The organism is Pseudomonas sp. VS40 (assembly GCF_018587885.1).
Classification (GTDB): domain Bacteria; phylum Pseudomonadota; class Gammaproteobacteria; order Pseudomonadales; family Pseudomonadaceae; genus Aquipseudomonas; species Aquipseudomonas pergaminensis.
The window spans coordinates 625020-641432 of the sequence record NZ_JAGYWD010000003.1 but is presented as its reverse complement, the minus strand read 5'-3'; the positions used below and the strand labels follow the sequence as shown (position 1 = coordinate 641432).

The following is a 16413-nucleotide window of genomic DNA, read 5'->3' as shown; positions in this document are numbered from 1 at the left end:
CGGCGAGCGGAGTAGGCTCCAGAGTTATTCACTCGCCCCAGACGTCTTTCAGGACGCTCACCCAGTTCTCGCCCATGATCTTGCGCACCACGCGCTCAGGATGGCCGCGCTTGAGCAAGGTCTCGGTGAGGTTGGGGAACTCGCCCACGGTGCGGATGCCCAGCGGGTTGATGATCTTGCCGAAGCTGGTCAGGCGGCGCGCGTAGCCCTTGTCATGGGTCAGCATTTCGAAGAAATCCTGGCCATGGCCCTGAGTGAAGTCGGTGCCGATGCCGATCGCGTCTTCGCCGACGATGTTCATGGTGTATTCGATGGCTTCGGCGTAGTCGTCGATGGTCGAATCGATGCCCTTGGCCAGGAACGGCGCGAACATGGTCACGCCAACAAAGCCGCCGTGGTCAGCGATGAACTTCAGCTCTTCGTCGGATTTGTTGCGCGGGTGCTCTTTGAGCCCGGACGGCAGGCAGTGGGAGTAGCACACCGGTTTCTTCGATTCGAGGATGACTTCTTCGGACGTCTTGGAACCCACGTGGGACAGGTCGCACATGATGCCGACGCGGTTCATCTCGCCGACGACCTCACGACCAAAGCCCGACAGGCCGCCATCGCGCTCGTAGCAGCCGGTGCCGACCAGGTTCTGGGTGTTGTAGCACATCTGCACCACACCGACGCCGAGCTGCTTGAAGATCTCGACATAGCCGAGCTGGTCTTCGAAGGCATGGGCGTTCTGGAAACCGAAGATGATGCCGGTCTTGCCTTGTTCCTTGGCTTTGCGGATATCAGCGGTGGTTTTCACCGGGATCACCAAATCGCTGTTCTCACGGATCAGGGTCTGGCTGGCCACGATATTGTTGATGGTGGCCTGGAACCCTTCCCACACCGACACCGTGCAGTTGGCAGCGGTGAGGCCACCTTTGCGCATGTCCTCGAACAGGTCGCGGTTCCACTTGGCAATAATCAGCCCGTCGATAACGATGCTGTCGGCGTGCAATTCGGCTGGGCTCATCAGGCGTCCCCTTATTGGCAATTCATGCGCCGAATCGTCTGCCGGCGCTTTGGGGCCAGCATATGCCCAGGGGCCGACAGAGCCGGGTGCAAAAACGACAGGGGAATTGCCGAAAGCGTCAATCCGCGACAAAGGCTGTTAAGAGAGGTCTGACTGGCGGCTGTTCTTTGTCCTACGCTTGAGCCAGAATTCCCGCATCACCTGATATGAGACGGCGCAATGAAATCGATTTTCCTGGCTTTGGCACTCATCGCAACCGGCGCCCACGCGGCCGAAGACACCGACAGCACGCCGTGCGACGGCATTGAAAACGACAAGCAAACCCTGGAATGCGCCACCTACAATAAAACCACTGCCGAGCAGCTGCTCAAGGATAACTATCAGGGCCTGCTGGAACGCATGGGTTCGACCTATGGCAGCGACAAGACCAAGCTGGCCGACATTACCGCTCGTCTGAAGGACGCACAGCAGAAGTGGGAAAAACTGCGCGACGCCGACTGCGCCGTGGACACCTTCCCGGCGGTGAACGGCACCAAGGCCTATGCCATTGCGCAGAATGATTGCCTGGCGCGGATGAGTGATGAGCGGTCGGAGTTTTTGGAGTCGATCGGGCAGGAATAAGCGACAATCCCCGCCACTTTCTCTCTGGACCAAGGCTACCCATGAAGACTTGCGGCATCGAAATCAAAGGCAGCGAAGCCATCATCGCTGTCGCCTCCCTGGACAACCAGGCGCTGACCCACGTTGCCCTGCCCACCAAAAAGATCGCCCTCGACGATGATGACGAGGCCGCCAACGTCAAAGCCTTCGCGGCCCAGGTGAAGGCGTTCGTGCAGGAAAACGCCGTCGAGCGTATCGCGATCAAGAAGCGCAGCAAGAAAGGCGAGTTCGCCGGTGGCCCGACGACGTTCAAGATTGAAGGGGTGTTTCAGTTGCTGGACGGGGTTGAGGTGACCTTGCTGTCGCCGCAGACCATTAATGCGCAGAACAAGAAGCACAATTTTGATCTGCCCGCGACGCTGAACAAGTATCAGCATGAGGCGTACAAGGCGGCGTGTTCAGCGCTGGTCAAGAAATAAGCCACACCCTATATCAATGTGGGAGCTGGCTTGCCTGCGATGGCGGTGTATCAGCCAGCATCTACAGCGCTGCCTCACCGCTATCGCAGGCAAGCCAGCTCCCACATGTGCTCAGCGTTTGATTCAGTTAAGTGCACGGCGCCGGTGCTGCAGCCAATCCCCGAAGGATTTGTCCTCCAGGGCATAACCCCCCCGGCTCGACTTCCATACCAGCTCTTTATCGCGCAGGGCATCGATACAGGCCTGAATGGTCTGCGTGCCTGGTACCACGTCGCTGCCCATGTCTTCCAAGGCCTTGCTGACGGCCGTGATGGTGCTGTCGGTAAACGGCGCGAACGGTTCGTTGTTCTGTGAGCGCTCCACCATCACTTCCAGCACCGCACGCTGGGGAATGGTGAGGGCGTTCCAGGCACTTTCGAACTCGGTCCAAACGCCGGCGCGCAGCAGTTCGGCGCGACTGTGCAGCAGTTGGCCCAGATTGCTCGCCTCCCCCAGTTCCAAGGCCACTTCACCAATGATGGTGCGCAACATTTCCGGGCGACGGCCCACCAGCTCAAACGCTTCATCGATGTCGGCAGCATTGAACTGGTTGGTCTTGGCCAGAAGGCCGTTGAGGTACACGGTGTAGGCCTGTGTGAATGCTTTGCCCAGCAGTGGAAATGGCGTGATGCTGGACCCGAAGAACGGCTGGCTTTTACCTAATACCAGGTGGGCAAGCTTGTCGCGATTGGACCCCGTGAACACCAGGCGCAACCCGCTGCCCTCGCCTTCACGGCCTTGGTTGAGCTGGTCACGTGCGGCCTTGAGGGCAAACATCGCATTAACACCGGCTTCGGTGGTGAGCGCGTGTTGCGCTTCGTCGATCACCAGCACGACGGTTTTCTCGGCAGCGCTGTGAAGCAACTCCAGCGCTTGCGTCAGTGTCGCGCCAGCAGGCAATTGAGGCTTGGTGAAATCCCAGGACAAGGTGCGCAGGAAGCTGAGCTTTTCAATGCCGATATTCTTGGCCAGCTTGCGGATGCCCTTTTCAAAGGGCACCAGGGCACCGGCGATGGCACTGGAGATCAGGTCGGCGGGGTCTTTTTCTTTGTCCGCCCATAGATCGACATACACAGCCAGCCAACCACGCGCCTGGCATTGCGGAACAAGGTCCTCACGCAAAAAAGTACTTTTGCCCGTGCGACGCGGCGCCGCGAGAAACAGGCCAGAGGTGAAATCCTGAATACCGGCGCCCACCAGGCCATCGGCAATGCTGCTTGCCAGGTCGGGGCGGCGGAACACGAAGCCGCTGTTCTTGGACATGCTTTTATACCCAATTATGGAAAGGACTATAAATTATAGTCGTGAGTATAATTGACTATAATCAGCCGTCAAACGACCTCCCGTCGCCGATCTTCCCTTGGGCATTTCGCAAACCGTGCCCGATAACTCCGCGTGAAATACGACGGCGACTCAAACCCGCAGGCAATGCTCACTTCCAGCACACTCATACCGCTTTGACGTAAGAGCTGCCGGGCTTTCTCCAGGCGCAGGCCGAGGTAGAAGTTGCTCGGGGTGTCATTCAAATGCAGGCGAAACAGCCGCTCCAGCTGGCGCCGGGTCACCTTGATCGTCTCAGCCAGGGCCAATGTGCTCAGCGGCGGCTCGGTGTGCTGTTCCATCTCACCGATCACCTGCACCAGCTTCTTATTGTTGATGCCATAGCGCGTGGCGATCTGCATGCGTTGGTGGTCTTTGCGTGGACGGATACGGCCGAGCACGAATTGCTCGGAGACTTGGATCGCCAGGTCGGGGCCATGGGCCTGGGCGATCAGGTCGAGCATCAGGTCGATGGAGGCCGTACCACCGGCGCAGGTGATGCGACGGCGGTCGATCTCGAACAGCTCCTGGGTGACGCTCAGGTGCGGATAGGATTCCTTGAAGGCGTCGATGGCTTCCCAGTGCAGGGTCAGGCGGTGGCCGTCGAGCAGGCCGGCTTGCGCCAGTACGCAGGCGCCCGTATCGATGGCGCCGAGGGTCACGCCGTCGTGGTCGAGACGGCGTAGCCAGTGCTCCAGCGCAGGCGTGGCGAACTGCAGCGGTTCGAAGCCCGCCACCACCAATAACGTCGCGCCCTTTTTCAACGGTTCCAGCGCGGCGTCGGCGTTGACCGACATGCCATTGCTCGCCAGCACCGCGCCGCCATCGGCGCTCAGCACGTGCCAGCGGTATAGCTCGCCACGAAAGCGGTTGGCCACCCGCAGCGGTTCGAGCGCAGAGATAAAACCGATGGCCGAGAAGCCCGGCATCAGCAGAAAGTAGAAATCCTGGGACATGGTAGCGCTCTCGTCGGACGGGCAGCGTGGCACTGTGATACTCCCGTTCTCGGCTGGATTCAAGGGGGCAGGTCGCTGCAGTGCAAGAGCTGGTCGCCGCCGTGCGTTTTGTCGGCCCTCAAGCTGCGTAACTTGATCCCACGGCGCACAAAGACGCCGGACCCCACAATAACGACCTGCCGAGGGATCCACCATGAACCGACTGATCAGCCGCTGCGTGCTCGCACTCAGCGCCAGCGCCATCTTGAGCACGAACGTACTGGCTGCCGACGCGGCATCTTGCCAGAACGTGCGCATGGGCGTGGTGAACTGGACCGACGTAATCGCCACCAGCGCCATGACCCAAGTGTTGCTCGACGGCCTCGGCTACAAGACCAAACAGACCAGCGCCTCCCAGCAAATCATCTTCGCCGGCATTCGCGACCAGCGCCTGGACTTGTTCCTGGGCTACTGGAACCCGCTGATGACCCAGACCATCACCCCGTTCGTCGACGCCAAGCAAGTCAAGGTGCTCGACAAGCCCAGCCTGGAAGACGCCCGCGCCACCCTCGCCGTGCCGACTTACCTGGCAGACAAAGGCCTGAAAACCTTCGCCGACATCGCCAAGTTCGAAAAAGAGCTGGGCGGCAAGATCTACGGCATCGAGCCAGGCTCGGGCGCCAACACCCAGATCAAGGCGATGATCGCCAAGAACCAGTTCGGCCTGGGCAAATTCCAGCTGGTGGAATCCAGTGAAGCCGGCATGCTCGCCGCCGTCGACCGGGCGGTGCGCCGCAAGGAAGCCGTGGTGTTCTTCGGCTGGGCGCCGCACCCGATGAACGTCAACGTCGCCATGACCTACCTGACCGGCAGCGACGACGCCCTGGGCCCGAACGAAGGCATGGCCACCGTGTGGAGCGTCACTGCGCCGAACTACGCCGAGCAATGCCCGAACGTGCACAAACTGCTGACCAACCTCACCTTCACCGCCGCTGACGAGAGCCGGATGATGCAGCCGTTGCTGGATCACAAGGACGCTATCGAGTCCGCCAAGCAGTGGCTCAAGGATCACCCGCAAGACCAGGCGCGCTGGCTGGAAGGGGTGACCACCTTCGACGGCAAGCCGGCCGCGGCCAACCTGCAACTGACCAGCAAATAACTTTTTCTGAACCACCGTTTCGCAGCTCAACCGGGCTGCGAACGGCACCACCACGCCTGTAAGGAACCGCCTCATGAACCACGACGTCATCATCACCTGCGCACTCACCGGTGCTGGCGACACGACCAGCCGCAGCCCACATGTGCCGGTCACCCCCAAGCAAATCGCCGCTGCGGCCGTGGAAGCCGCCAAGGCCGGCGCCACCGTTGTGCATTGCCACGTGCGCGACCCCGAGACCGGCAAATTCAGCCGCGACGTCGCCCTGTACCGTGAAGTAATGGAGCGCATCCGTGAGGCCGACATTGACATCATCGTCAACCTCACCGCCGGCATGGGCGGCGACCTGGAGATCGGCGGCGGCGAGAACCCGATGGAATTCGGTCCCAACACTGACCTGGTCGGCCCGCTGACCCGCCTGGCCCACGTGGAAGAACTGCTACCGGAAATCTGCACCCTCGACTGCGGCACCCTGAACTTCGGCGATGGCGACACCATTTACGTGTCCACCCCGGCGCAACTGCGGGCGGGCGCCAAACGCATCCAGGAGCTGGGCGTCAAGGCTGAGCTGGAGATCTTCGACACCGGCCACCTGTGGTTCGCCAAGCAGATGATTAAGGAAGGCCTGCTCGACGACCCGCTGTTCCAACTGTGCCTGGGCATCCCATGGGGCGCGCCGGCCGACACCACCACCATGAAAGCCATGGTCGACAACCTGCCCGCCGACGCGGTGTGGGCCGGCTTCGGCATCGGCCGTATGCAAATGCCGATGGCGGCGCAAGCCGTGCTGCTGGGCGGCAACGTGCGGGTCGGCCTGGAAGACAACCTGTGGCTGGACAAAGGCGTGCTCGCCACCAACGGCCAGTTGGTGGAACGGGCGAGCGAAATCCTCAGCCGCCTGGGTGCACGGGTCATGACCCCGGCCGAAGGTCGCGTGAAGATGGGCCTCACCAAACGCGGCTGATCAAAATGTGGGAGGGGGCTTGCCCCCGATGGCGGAGGATCAGCACCCGCTGTATCGACTGACACAGCCCCCTCCCACAGGGGATTACCAACCTCTTTAGGAATTTGCCATGAGCTTTATTACAGAAATCAAAACCTTCGCCGCCCTCGGCAGCGGTGTCATCGGCAGCGGCTGGGTCTCCCGTGCCCTGGCCCACGGCCTGGATGTGGTCGCCTGGGACCCGGCGCCCGGTGCCGAAGCCGCACTGCGCAAGCGTGTCGCCAACGCCTGGGGTGCCTTGGAGAAACAAGGCCTGGCACCGGGCGCCTCCCAGGACCGCCTGCGCTTTGTCGCCACCATTGAAGAGTGTGTGAAAGACGCCGACTTCATCCAGGAAAGCGCCCCGGAGCGCCTGGAACTGAAACTGGATCTGCACAGCAAGATCAGTGCTGCGGCCAAGCCGAACGCGTTGATTGGGTCGAGCACCTCCGGCCTGTTGCCGAGCGAGTTCTACGAGGGCTCGACCCACCCTGAGCGGTGCGTGGTCGGCCATCCGTTCAACCCGGTTTACCTGCTGCCACTGGTGGAAGTGGTCGGCGGCAAGAACACCGCGCCGGAAGCCGTTCAAGCCGCGATCAAGGTGTACGAATCCCTCGGCATGCGCCCCCTGCATGTGCGCAAGGAGGTCCCAGGCTTTATCGCTGACCGTCTGCTCGAAGCGCTGTGGCGTGAAGCCCTGCATCTGGTCAATGACGGCGTGGCCACCACCGGCGAAATCGACGACGCGATCCGCTTTGGCGCGGGCCTGCGCTGGTCGTTCATGGGTACCTTCTTGACCTACACCCTGGCCGGCGGCGACGCCGGCATGCGCCACTTCATGGCGCAGTTCGGCCCGGCGCTGCAATTGCCGTGGACCTACCTGCCGGCGCCGGAGCTGACCGACAAGCTGATCGACGATGTAGTCGACGGCACCAGCGATCAACTGGGCAAACACAGCATTTCGGCGCTGGAGCGCTATCGTGATGACTGCCTGCTGGCGGTCCTAGAGGCGGTGAAAACCACCAAGGCCAAGCACGGCATGACCTTCGCCGAATAACGGAACCCCTGACATGCCCGCACTCACCACCTACACCACCCAGGTCCACCCCGACTGGGTGGACTACAACGGCCATCTGCGCGACGCGTTCTACCTGCTGATCTTCAGCTACGCCACCGACGCGCTGATGAACACCCTGGGCCTGGACAGCGAAAACCGCGAAGCCAGCGGCCATTCACTGTTCACCCTGGAGCTGCACCTCAACTACCTGCACGAAGTGAAACTCGGTGCCGACGTGGAGGTGCATACCCAACTGATCGCCTTTGATGCCAAGCGCCTGCACCTCTATCACAGCCTGCATTTAGTGGGAGATGAAAAGGAGCTGGCGGGCAACGAGCAGATGCTGCTGCACGTTGATCTGGCGGGCCCGAATTCGGCGCCGTTCACCGAGGCCACATTGGAAAGACTCACGGCTATCAGTGCGGAGCAGGCCGACCTGCCGCGCCCCGCCCTGCTTGGCCGAGTGATTGGACTGCCGCTGAAAAAATAGCCACCCAAAAAACCATAAGGAGCCACCATGCAAACCGCCGCCGCTGTTGCCGACTTCCGTACTTACCCGAAGATCTGCGACATCGCGGACGTCAGGGTGCTGGAGGATCAAATCCTTGTGCAGTGGGTGGATGGGCGGGTCAGCCCGTTTCATCATCAATGGCTGCGGGACAACTGCCCGTGCACGGAATGCGTGTACAGCGTGACCCGTGAGCAGGTGCTGGAGATTGTCGACGTGGATGCCAATCTCAGTGCGGCCTCTGCATGCATTGATCAAGGCAATCTGAGCCTGGAATGGAGCGGCGGGCACCGCAGCCAATACGATCCCGGCTGGTTGCGGGCCCATGCCTACGACGATGAATCCCGTGCCGAACGCCGTGCCGCAAAACCCAAATCGCAGTTGTGGGACAGTCGCTTCCAACTGCCGGTTTTCGAATACAAGGCGGTCATGGAGGATCCGCACGCACTGCTGCAGTGGCTGCTGGCGCTGCGCGATTCGGGCTTGACGCAGATCCGAGGCGTCCCCACCGAGCCCGGCTCCCTGGCGCTGGTCGCCAAGCGCATATCCTTCATCCGCGAGAGCAACTTCGGCGTGCTGTTCAACGTGCAATCCAAGGCCGATGCCGACAGCAACGCCTACACCGCTTTCAACCTGCCGTTGCACAGTGATCTGCCCACGCGCGAGCTGCAACCGGGCCTGCAGTTTTTGCATTGCCTGGTGAACGATGCCAACGGCGGCGAGAGTATTTTTGTCGATGGATTTGCCATCGCCCATGCGTTGCGCACAGAAGACCCCGAAGCGTTTCGCGCACTGTGTGAAATACCCGTGGAGTTTCGCAACAAGGACCGTCACAGCGACTATCGCCGCCTGGCGCCGATCATTGCGCTGGATGCCCTGGGGGAGGTGGCGGAGATTCGCATGGCCAACTTTCTGCGCGGGCCGTTCGAGGCCAGTGTGGAACAGATGCCCTTGCTGTATCGGGCCTACCGGCGGTTTATTGCAATGACGCGGGAGGACCGTTTTCGGCTGGTCAAGCGCCTGAACCCGGGCGAGTTGTGGTGCTTCGACAACCGCCGCACCTTGCATGCACGCAATGCTTTTGATCCCACTTCGGGGGCGCGGCACTTCCAGGGATGCTATATCGACCGGGATGAATTGCTCTCGCGCATCCTGGTATTGCAGCGCTAGACCGTGCCGGCGATGGCGTCCGTGTAATCAGCACAAATCCCAGGCAAAAAAAGCCCCGGTCCAGCCGTGACTGGATCGGGGCAGAGTGCTTTGTGTGGCGTGACATCCCGAGGGTGACCAAACCTTCAAGTTGCTTGCCTGGCATTCAGTGTGCCTATTACTTCTGTCGGCAAATGGCTCGAAAACGACCTGCTCATAGCCATCTGAGGCATTCGTGCAATCTGCCCTTGCCGACCGTTTGAGCGGCTACCAGAATCCAAGTCAAACCCCGCTCCCTTCACCAGGATAAACGTCATGATGCATGCGGATTTGATTGACCAGGATGACCTGCTGGGCCAACTGCGCTCGCTGGGTTTCGAAGTGTCCAGTGGCGCCACTGCCGAACAGGCCTGCGAGTGTGCCGTGCGCGGTTTGAGCCCGGCGCGGGCCAAGGCCCTCAAGGGCATGGTTGAGCAGATGTATACCGGCAGCGCGACGATTCTGCCGGCCGTGCGGCAGGCAATCGACAAACAGCTGCTGCCGGCGTTGGTGCAGTTCAAACAGAACTCCGGCGCCTGATAAAACGCCATCGCAGGCAAGCCAGCTCCCACATTTTGAATGTATTCACAGATCACAATGTGGGAGCTGGCTTGCCTGCGATGAAGCCCCCTCGGTCTAGAGCCTTACACTGGCAAACGTCGACTCGTTGCGCGCCTGGCTCAACGCCGACATCGGCCCCGACAACGGTGACAACACCAGTGCCTGCGGAATTGGCATCATCGCCACTTGCTGGGTGGTGTTGGAACCCACACGCTCATCCCGTGGCGGAATGCCGAAGTATTCGCGATAGCACTTGGAGAAGTGCGGCGTCGACACAAACCCGCACACCGACGCCACTTCGATGATCGACATCGGTGTTTGCTTGAGCAACTGCCGTGCACGAATCAAGCGCAGCTTGAGGTAGTAGCGCGATGGCGAGCAGTGCAGGTATTTCTGGAACAAACGCTCAAGCTGGCGACGCGACACGGCGACATACACCGCCAGTTCATCCAGGTCGATCGGCTCTTCCAGGTTGGCTTCCATCAGCGCGACGATTTCCTGCAGCTTCGGCTGGTTGGTGCCGAGCATGTGCTTGAGCGGCACACGCTGGTGGTCCTGTTCATTGCGGATGCGTTCGTACACGAACATCTCGGAGATCGCCGCCGACAGTTCACGGCCGTGGTCGCGGCTGATCAGGTGCAGCATCATGTCCAACGGCGCGGTGCCGCCGGAGCTGGTGAAGCGGTTGCGGTCGAGGGTGAACAGGCGTGTGCTCATGGCCACGCGGGGGAAGGCCTCCTGCATCGACGCCAGGCATTCCCAGTGCACGCTGCAATCAAAGCCATCGAGCAAACCGGCGCAGGCCAGGGCCCAACTGCCGGTGCACACCGCACCCAGGCGACGGGACTGACGCGCCTGGCTTTGCAGCCACGACACATGTTCACGGGTCACGGTGCGTTGGATACCCACGCCGCCGCACACGATTACGGTGTCCAGGGCTGGGGCTTTGTGCATGGACGCATCGGGGGTGATTTGCAGACCGTCGCTGGCCCACACCTGGTTTCCGTCAACGCTCAAGGTCGTCCAGCGATACAACTCGCGACCGGAGAGCTGGTTGGCCATGCGCAGGGGTTCGACTGCGGAGGCCAGGGAAATCAGCGTGAAATTGTCCAGCAGCAAAAAGCCGATGGATTGAGGCGCACGGTTCTGGGGTTGGGCCCCGGAGTTGAACGACGTCATCGCGGTATCTCCTCACACAAAGCGGGTGATGGCCTCAGGCGAGGCTCTTGTTATTGCGCTCTGCACCTTAAGGAAACTCCTATGGCGAGACGCTTTGTGTTGATAGAGCAAATGCCATGCCTAAACTTGAATGGCCGTCCAATAACTCCTAAAAACGACCTGCTGACCCGTCTAAATAAGCCCGCGCGCGAAGTACGGGATATGCCCCGAAAAGGACGTCAGAGCGAGCCTGCTCAAGGTGTGTGAGCAGATCGGTAGCACTTGTGGGAAGGCGCTTTGAGGGCGTAGGAGAAGTCTGTCACCACACGCACAGGTGACGGGTGGTCGGGCGGGAAATCGTTTGGGAGCTACTTATCTGTTTGCGACGCGCTAAAAGGTGGCGCTTTTGCATCCGGGTGTTCACTTTATGCGCAATGTTGTCTGGACTACCGTATTCGCGAGCAAGCCCGCTCCCACACTTGACCGCGTTCTCATGTTGGAACTCGATCAAATGTGGGAGCGGCGGTGCGACGATTCGACTTGCTCGCGAATACAGGCGACGCGGTCTCAACACTCAACAGCGCTGACCGCCAACCCACCCCGCGATGTCTCTTTGTATTTGTCATGCATATCCGCCCCGGTATCGCGCATGGTGCGAATCACCCGGTCCAGGGAGATAAAGTGCTGGCCATCGCCACGCAGCGCCATTTGCGCCGCGTTGATCGCCTTCACTGCCGCAATTGCATTGCGCTCGATGCACGGCACTTGCACCAGCCCACCCACCGGGTCGCAGGTCAGGCCGAGGTTGTGTTCCAGGCCGATTTCGGCGGCGTTGCACAGTTGCTCCGGCGTGGCACCAAGAATCTCCGCCAACCCGGCGGCAGCCATGGCGCAAGCCGAGCCCACCTCCCCCTGGCAGCCGACTTCGGCACCGGAGATCGAGGCGTTCTTCTTGCACAGAATGCCCACCGCCGCAGCGCCGAGCAGGTAGTCGACCACATTGGCTTCCGTCACTTCTTCACTGAATTTCATGAAGTAGTGCAGCACCGCCGGAATGATCCCCGCCGCGCCGTTGGTAGGCGCGGTCACCATGCGCCCACCAGCGGCGTTTTCCTCGTTCACCGCCAGGGCGAACAGGTTGACCCACTCCATGGCGCTCAAGGTCGAGCCGATCACGTTCGGCTTGCCCAGCTCCTGCAAACTGCGGTGCAACTTGGCCGCGCGACGGCGCACGTTCAGGCCACCGGGCAAGATGCCTTCGTGCTTGAGGCCTTGCTCCACGCAGTCCTGCATGGCGCGCCAGAGTTTCATCAGGCCGCTGCGGATTTCTTCTTCGGAGCGCCAGACCTTTTCGTTGGCCAACATCAATTCGGCGACGCGCAGGTTGTGGGTCTTGCACAGCTGCAACAGCTCGACCGCGCTGGAGAAATCATAAGGCAGCTCGGTGCGATCCATGTCCGCCACGCCGCTCTGCGCCTGGGCTTCATCCACTACAAAACCACCGCCCACTGAATAGTAAGTGTCGCGGTGCAGCTCGCCGTCATCACCAGACACCACCAGCGTCATGGCGTTGGGGTGGAACGGCAGGTTCTCGTCGAGCAGGCGCATGTCCCGTGCCCATACAAAAGGCACTGGCAAACGCCCATCCAGCAGCAGTGTGTCGGTCTCGCGCAGGGTGTGGATGCGCAGACCGATTTGCGACGGATCGATCGCATCCGGCCACTCGCCCATCAGGCCCATGATGGTCGCAGTGTCGCTGCCATGGCCGATGCCGGTGGCCGACAATGAGCCGTAGAGCTGAACTTCGACGCGCCTGACTTGTTCCAACAGTTCACGTTCACGCAGTGCCTGGACGAACAACGCCGCGGCGCGCATGGGGCCGACGGTGTGAGAACTAGAAGGCCCGATGCCGATCTTGAACAGGTCGAAAACGCTGATAGCCATTAACGTGGAACTCCGCAGGTGAGCAGGCCGGACACCAAGGAGCTGCTACGCTCAGATCGCCCAGATGGCGGCATCATCAAGCTTTTACTCGCCGTCACGGCGTCTCACACCGACGCACTCATGCTCACCAGCGTCGCGCCCGTGCGATCGCCTGTTTTGGCCGTTTTTAGCGGTGCAGATGGGCAAAACCTACAGTTTTGCCGCTGGAAAAATCTGTAAGCGACGTCACCGACACTGGATACGACCATCCCTGTACTGGATACGACGCCCCCTGTAGGCGTCAGATTTTCACTGGTACATGATCAGTCTCGACTCGTTTGCAAGGCACCGTGCCAGAGCTGTTGTCGCACGCACCAACCGCAACACTTATAAAGCGCGGCGAAGGCCGCCAGAAAAAACACAGGAGTCTACCCAGATGAAAGGTTCACCCTCGTTGTTGTTGGCCGCCATGCTGAGTCTGCCAGTCATGGCGCACGCCGCAGAACCGGCACAATGTCAGACCGTCAATTTCTCCGATGTCGGCTGGACCGACATCACCGTCACCACCGCGACCACCAGCGAGATCCTCAAGGGCCTGGGCTACAAGCCGCGCACCACGATGATTTCGGTACCAGTGACTTACAAGTCCCTGGCCGACGGCAAGAACATGGACATCTTCCTCGGCAACTGGATGCCGACCATGGAAAACGACATCAAGCAGTACCGTGATGCCGGCACCGTGGAAACCGTGCGCGCCAACCTGGAGAACGCCAAGTACACCCTCGCGGTCCCGGAAGCGCTGTACAACAAAGGCCTGAAAGACTTCGCCGATATCGCCAAATTCAAGGATGAGCTGGGCGGCAAGATCTACGGCATTGAGCCAGGCAATGACGGCAACCGCACCATCCAGACGCTGATCGACAAAGACGCCTTCGGCCTGAAAACCGCCGGTTTCAAAGTCGTCGAGTCCAGCGAAGCCGGCATGCTCTCCCAGGTCGAACGCGCCACCAAGCGCGACCAGGCCATCGTGTTCCTTGGCTGGGAACCGCACCCGATGAACACCCGCTTCAAGATGAAGTACCTGACCGGGGGTGACGATTCGTTCGGCCCCAACTACGGCCAGGCCACCATCTACACCAACACCCGCAAGGGCTACACCCAGGAATGCAGCAACGTGGGCCAGTTGCTGAAGAACCTGGTGTTCACCCTGAACATGGAAAGCACCCTGATGGGTAAAGTCCTGGACGAAAAACAAAAACCCGATGCTGCCGCCAAGGCGTGGCTCAAAGCCAACCCGCAAGTGCTCGACACCTGGCTCGCCGGCGTGACCACGGTTGATGGCAAACCAGGCTTGGAGGCCGTTAAAGCTTATCTCGCCAAATAACACCCGCTGACCCCAGGCCGGTGCGCTGGCCTGGGATGTTTTCCCCTTCGCATGTGGACATTCACTACCATGCTGACTGAACAGAAAATCCCACTAGGCCAGTACATCGCTGCCTTCGTCGAATGGTTGACCCAACACGGCGCCAACTACTTCGACGCAATCGCATCGACACTGGAAACGATGATCCACGGCGTGACGTTCGCGCTGACCTGGTTCAATCCGCTGGCATTGATCGGTCTGATTGCGCTGCTGGCTCACTTTATCCAACGCAAATGGGGACTGACTGTTTTTGTCATCGCCTCCTTCCTGCTGATCCTCAACCTGGGGTACTGGCAGGAAACCATGGAAACCCTCGCGCAGGTGTTGTTCGCCACCCTGGTCTGCGTGGTCATCGGTGTGCCGCTGGGCATTGTTGCCGCGCACAAACCGTTGTTCTACACCATGATGCGGCCGGTGCTCGATCTGATGCAGACCGTACCGACCTTCGTCTACCTCATCCCTACCCTGACCCTATTCGGGCTGGGTGTGGTGCCTGGGCTGATTTCCACGGTGGTGTTCGCGATTGCCGCGCCGATCCGTCTGACCTACCTGGGTATCCGCGATGTACCGCAAGAGTTGATGGACGCCGGCAAGGCCTTTGGCTGCTCGCGCCGTCAGTTGCTCTCGCGCATTGAACTGCCCCACGCCATGCCGAGCATTGCCGCCGGCATTACCCAATGCATCATGCTGTCGTTGTCGATGGTGGTGATCGCGGCCCTGGTGGGCGCCGATGGTCTCGGCAAACCCGTGGTCAACGCGCTGAACACCGCCGACATCGCCCTGGGCTTTGAAGCCGGCCTGGCGATCGTGCTGCTGGCCATCATGCTCGACCGCATCTGCAAACAACCCGACGCTAAAGTAGGGGGTGATGCATGAGCATTATCCGATTCGACAAAGTCGACGTGATCTTCTCCAAAGACCCACGCGAAGCGCTCAAGCTGCTGGATCAGGGCATGAGCCGTAATGAAATCCTGAAAAAGACCGGGCAGATTGTCGGCGTGGAAAAAGCCAGCCTGGATATCGAGAAAGGCGAAATCTGCGTACTGATGGGCCTGTCGGGCTCCGGCAAATCCAGCTTGCTGCGCTGCATCAATGGCCTCAACACCGTGAGCCGTGGGCAACTGTTCGTGGAGCACGAAGGTCGCCAGATCGACATCGCGTCCTGCACCCCGGCCGAGCTGAAAATGATGCGCACCAAACGCATCGCCATGGTGTTCCAGAAATTCGCCCTGATGCCCTGGCTGACAGTGCGCGAGAACATTAGCTTCGGCCTGGAGATGCAGGGCCGCCCGGAGAAAGACCGACGCAAGCTGGTGGATGAAAAGCTCGAACTCGTGGGCCTGACCCAATGGCGCAACAAGAAGCCGGACGAGCTCTCCGGCGGCATGCAACAGCGCGTCGGCCTGGCCCGCGCGTTGGCGATGGACGCCGATATCCTGCTGATGGACGAACCCTTCTCGGCACTCGACCCGTTGATCCGCCAAGGCCTGCAGGATGAACTGCTGGAGCTGCAACGCAAGCTGAGCAAGACCATCGTGTTCGTGAGCCACGACCTTGATGAGGCCCTCAAACTGGGCAGCCGTATCGCGATCATGAAAGACGGCAAGATCATCCAGTACAGCGTGCCGGAAGAGATCGTGCTGAACCCGGCGGACGACTATGTGCGCACCTTCGTCGCGCATACCAACCCGCTGAACGTACTGTGCGGCCGTAGCCTGATGCGCACCCTGGACAACTGCAAGCGCGTCAACGGTTCAGTGTGCCTGGACCCGGGCGGCGACTCGTGGCTGGACCTGGCCGAAGGCAACACCATCAAGGGTGCCCGCCAGAATGGCGCGGTGATGAATTTGCAGAACTGGGCACCGGGGCAAGCGGTGGAAGGCTTGGGCCGAGTGCCGACGCTGGTGGACTCGAACATCGGCATGCGCGATGCGTTGCAGATTCGCTATCACACCGGGAACAAGCTGGTGTTGCATGACAACAACCAGGTAGTGGGGATCTTGGGCGACAGCGAGCTTTACCATGCCCTGCTGGGCAAGAACCTCGGCTGACAGATACCGCAAAAGCAACTGAAGAAA

General features: G+C 60.6%; 16 protein-coding genes. 11 read left to right on the top strand and 5 right to left on the bottom strand.

Going from position 1 to position 16413, the window contains the following annotated elements; genetic code table 11:
• Nucleotides 1-28: 28 nt before the first annotated feature.
• Entirely contained in the window at nucleotides 29-1006 is a 978-nt protein-coding gene (locus KHP07_RS12110) for a dipeptidase (protein WP_078050491.1), read from the bottom strand.
• 219 nt (nucleotides 1007-1225) lie between these two features.
• Here KHP07_RS12110 and KHP07_RS12105 point away from each other — a divergent pair, with 219 nt between their 5' ends.
• Both KHP07_RS12105 and KHP07_RS12100 read left to right on the top strand, forming a co-directional pair.
• Complete coding sequence (locus KHP07_RS12105; RefSeq protein WP_078050492.1) at nucleotides 1226-1627, top strand: lysozyme inhibitor LprI family protein; 402 nt, start codon at nucleotides 1226-1228, stop codon at nucleotides 1625-1627.
• Between the two features lie 41 nt (nucleotides 1628-1668).
• A complete protein-coding gene (locus tag KHP07_RS12100) occupies nucleotides 1669-2085 on the top strand; it encodes a DUF3010 family protein (protein ID WP_214497242.1) in 417 nt (138 codons plus the stop codon).
• Nucleotides 2086-2208: 123 nt separating this feature from the next.
• Here the strand turns inward: KHP07_RS12100 and KHP07_RS12095 are convergent, their stop codons facing one another.
• On the bottom strand, nucleotides 2209-3387 hold the full coding sequence (locus KHP07_RS12095) for an AAA family ATPase (protein ID WP_214497241.1): 1179 nt from the start codon (nucleotides 3385-3387) through the stop codon (nucleotides 2209-2211).
• Nucleotides 3388-3455: 68 nt separating this feature from the next.
• Complete coding sequence (locus tag KHP07_RS12090) at nucleotides 3456-4400, bottom strand: GlxA family transcriptional regulator (RefSeq protein ID WP_078050495.1); 945 nt, start codon at nucleotides 4398-4400, stop codon at nucleotides 3456-3458.
• A 193-nt stretch (nucleotides 4401-4593) separates the two neighbouring features.
• On the opposite strand from KHP07_RS12090, the gene KHP07_RS12085 reads away from it, so the two are divergent.
• The 6 genes from KHP07_RS12085 to KHP07_RS12060 all read left to right on the top strand — a co-directional run bounded on the left by KHP07_RS12085 (nucleotide 4594) and on the right by KHP07_RS12060 (nucleotide 9810).
• Nucleotides 4594-5538 (top strand): choline ABC transporter substrate-binding protein, encoded by a 945-nt coding sequence (locus tag KHP07_RS12085; RefSeq protein WP_028618234.1) that lies wholly within the window; start codon nucleotides 4594-4596, stop codon nucleotides 5536-5538.
• Between the two features lie 73 nt (nucleotides 5539-5611).
• A complete protein-coding gene (gene cdhC / locus KHP07_RS12080; RefSeq protein WP_016977787.1) occupies nucleotides 5612-6499 on the top strand; it encodes a 3-dehydrocarnitine:acetyl-CoA trimethylamine transferase CdhC in 888 nt (295 codons plus the stop codon).
• A 109-nt stretch (nucleotides 6500-6608) separates the two neighbouring features.
• Entirely contained in the window at nucleotides 6609-7574 is a 966-nt protein-coding gene (locus KHP07_RS12075; RefSeq protein WP_078050496.1) for an L-carnitine dehydrogenase, read from the top strand.
• Between the two features lie 13 nt (nucleotides 7575-7587).
• Nucleotides 7588-8064, top strand: coding sequence for a thioesterase family protein (locus KHP07_RS12070; protein ID WP_214497240.1), 477 nt, complete (start codon nucleotides 7588-7590; stop codon nucleotides 8062-8064).
• Between the two features lie 27 nt (nucleotides 8065-8091).
• On the top strand, nucleotides 8092-9252 hold the full coding sequence (locus KHP07_RS12065) for a gamma-butyrobetaine dioxygenase (protein ID WP_214497239.1): 1161 nt from the start codon (nucleotides 8092-8094) through the stop codon (nucleotides 9250-9252).
• 294 nt (nucleotides 9253-9546) lie between these two features.
• Nucleotides 9547-9810, top strand: coding sequence for a hypothetical protein (locus KHP07_RS12060; RefSeq protein WP_028618238.1), 264 nt, complete (start codon nucleotides 9547-9549; stop codon nucleotides 9808-9810).
• A 96-nt stretch (nucleotides 9811-9906) separates the two neighbouring features.
• Here the strand turns inward: KHP07_RS12060 and gbdR are convergent, their stop codons facing one another.
• Both gbdR and KHP07_RS12050 read right to left on the bottom strand, forming a co-directional pair.
• Complete coding sequence (gene gbdR, locus KHP07_RS12055) at nucleotides 9907-11010, bottom strand: choline metabolism transcriptional regulator GbdR (RefSeq protein ID WP_005792167.1); 1104 nt, start codon at nucleotides 11008-11010, stop codon at nucleotides 9907-9909.
• A 546-nt stretch (nucleotides 11011-11556) separates the two neighbouring features.
• Entirely contained in the window at nucleotides 11557-12933 is a 1377-nt protein-coding gene (locus KHP07_RS12050; RefSeq protein ID WP_078050499.1) for an L-serine ammonia-lyase, read from the bottom strand.
• 415 nt (nucleotides 12934-13348) lie between these two features.
• Between KHP07_RS12050 and KHP07_RS12045 the strand changes: the two genes are divergently transcribed.
• From KHP07_RS12045 to choV, 3 genes are all read left to right on the top strand, one after another.
• The gene (locus tag KHP07_RS12045) at nucleotides 13349-14296 is read left to right on the top strand and encodes a choline ABC transporter substrate-binding protein (RefSeq protein WP_078050501.1); all 948 of its coding nucleotides are present in this window, start codon (nucleotides 13349-13351) and stop codon (nucleotides 14294-14296) included.
• Between the two features lie 69 nt (nucleotides 14297-14365).
• A complete protein-coding gene (gene choW, locus KHP07_RS12040; RefSeq protein ID WP_016972877.1) occupies nucleotides 14366-15211 on the top strand; it encodes a choline ABC transporter permease subunit in 846 nt (281 codons plus the stop codon).
• Entirely contained in the window at nucleotides 15208-16386 is a 1179-nt protein-coding gene (gene choV, locus KHP07_RS12035) for a choline ABC transporter ATP-binding protein (protein ID WP_028618241.1), read from the top strand. Before choW ends, choV begins: the two co-directional genes overlap by 4 nt.
• Nucleotides 16387-16413 lie beyond the last annotated feature (27 nt).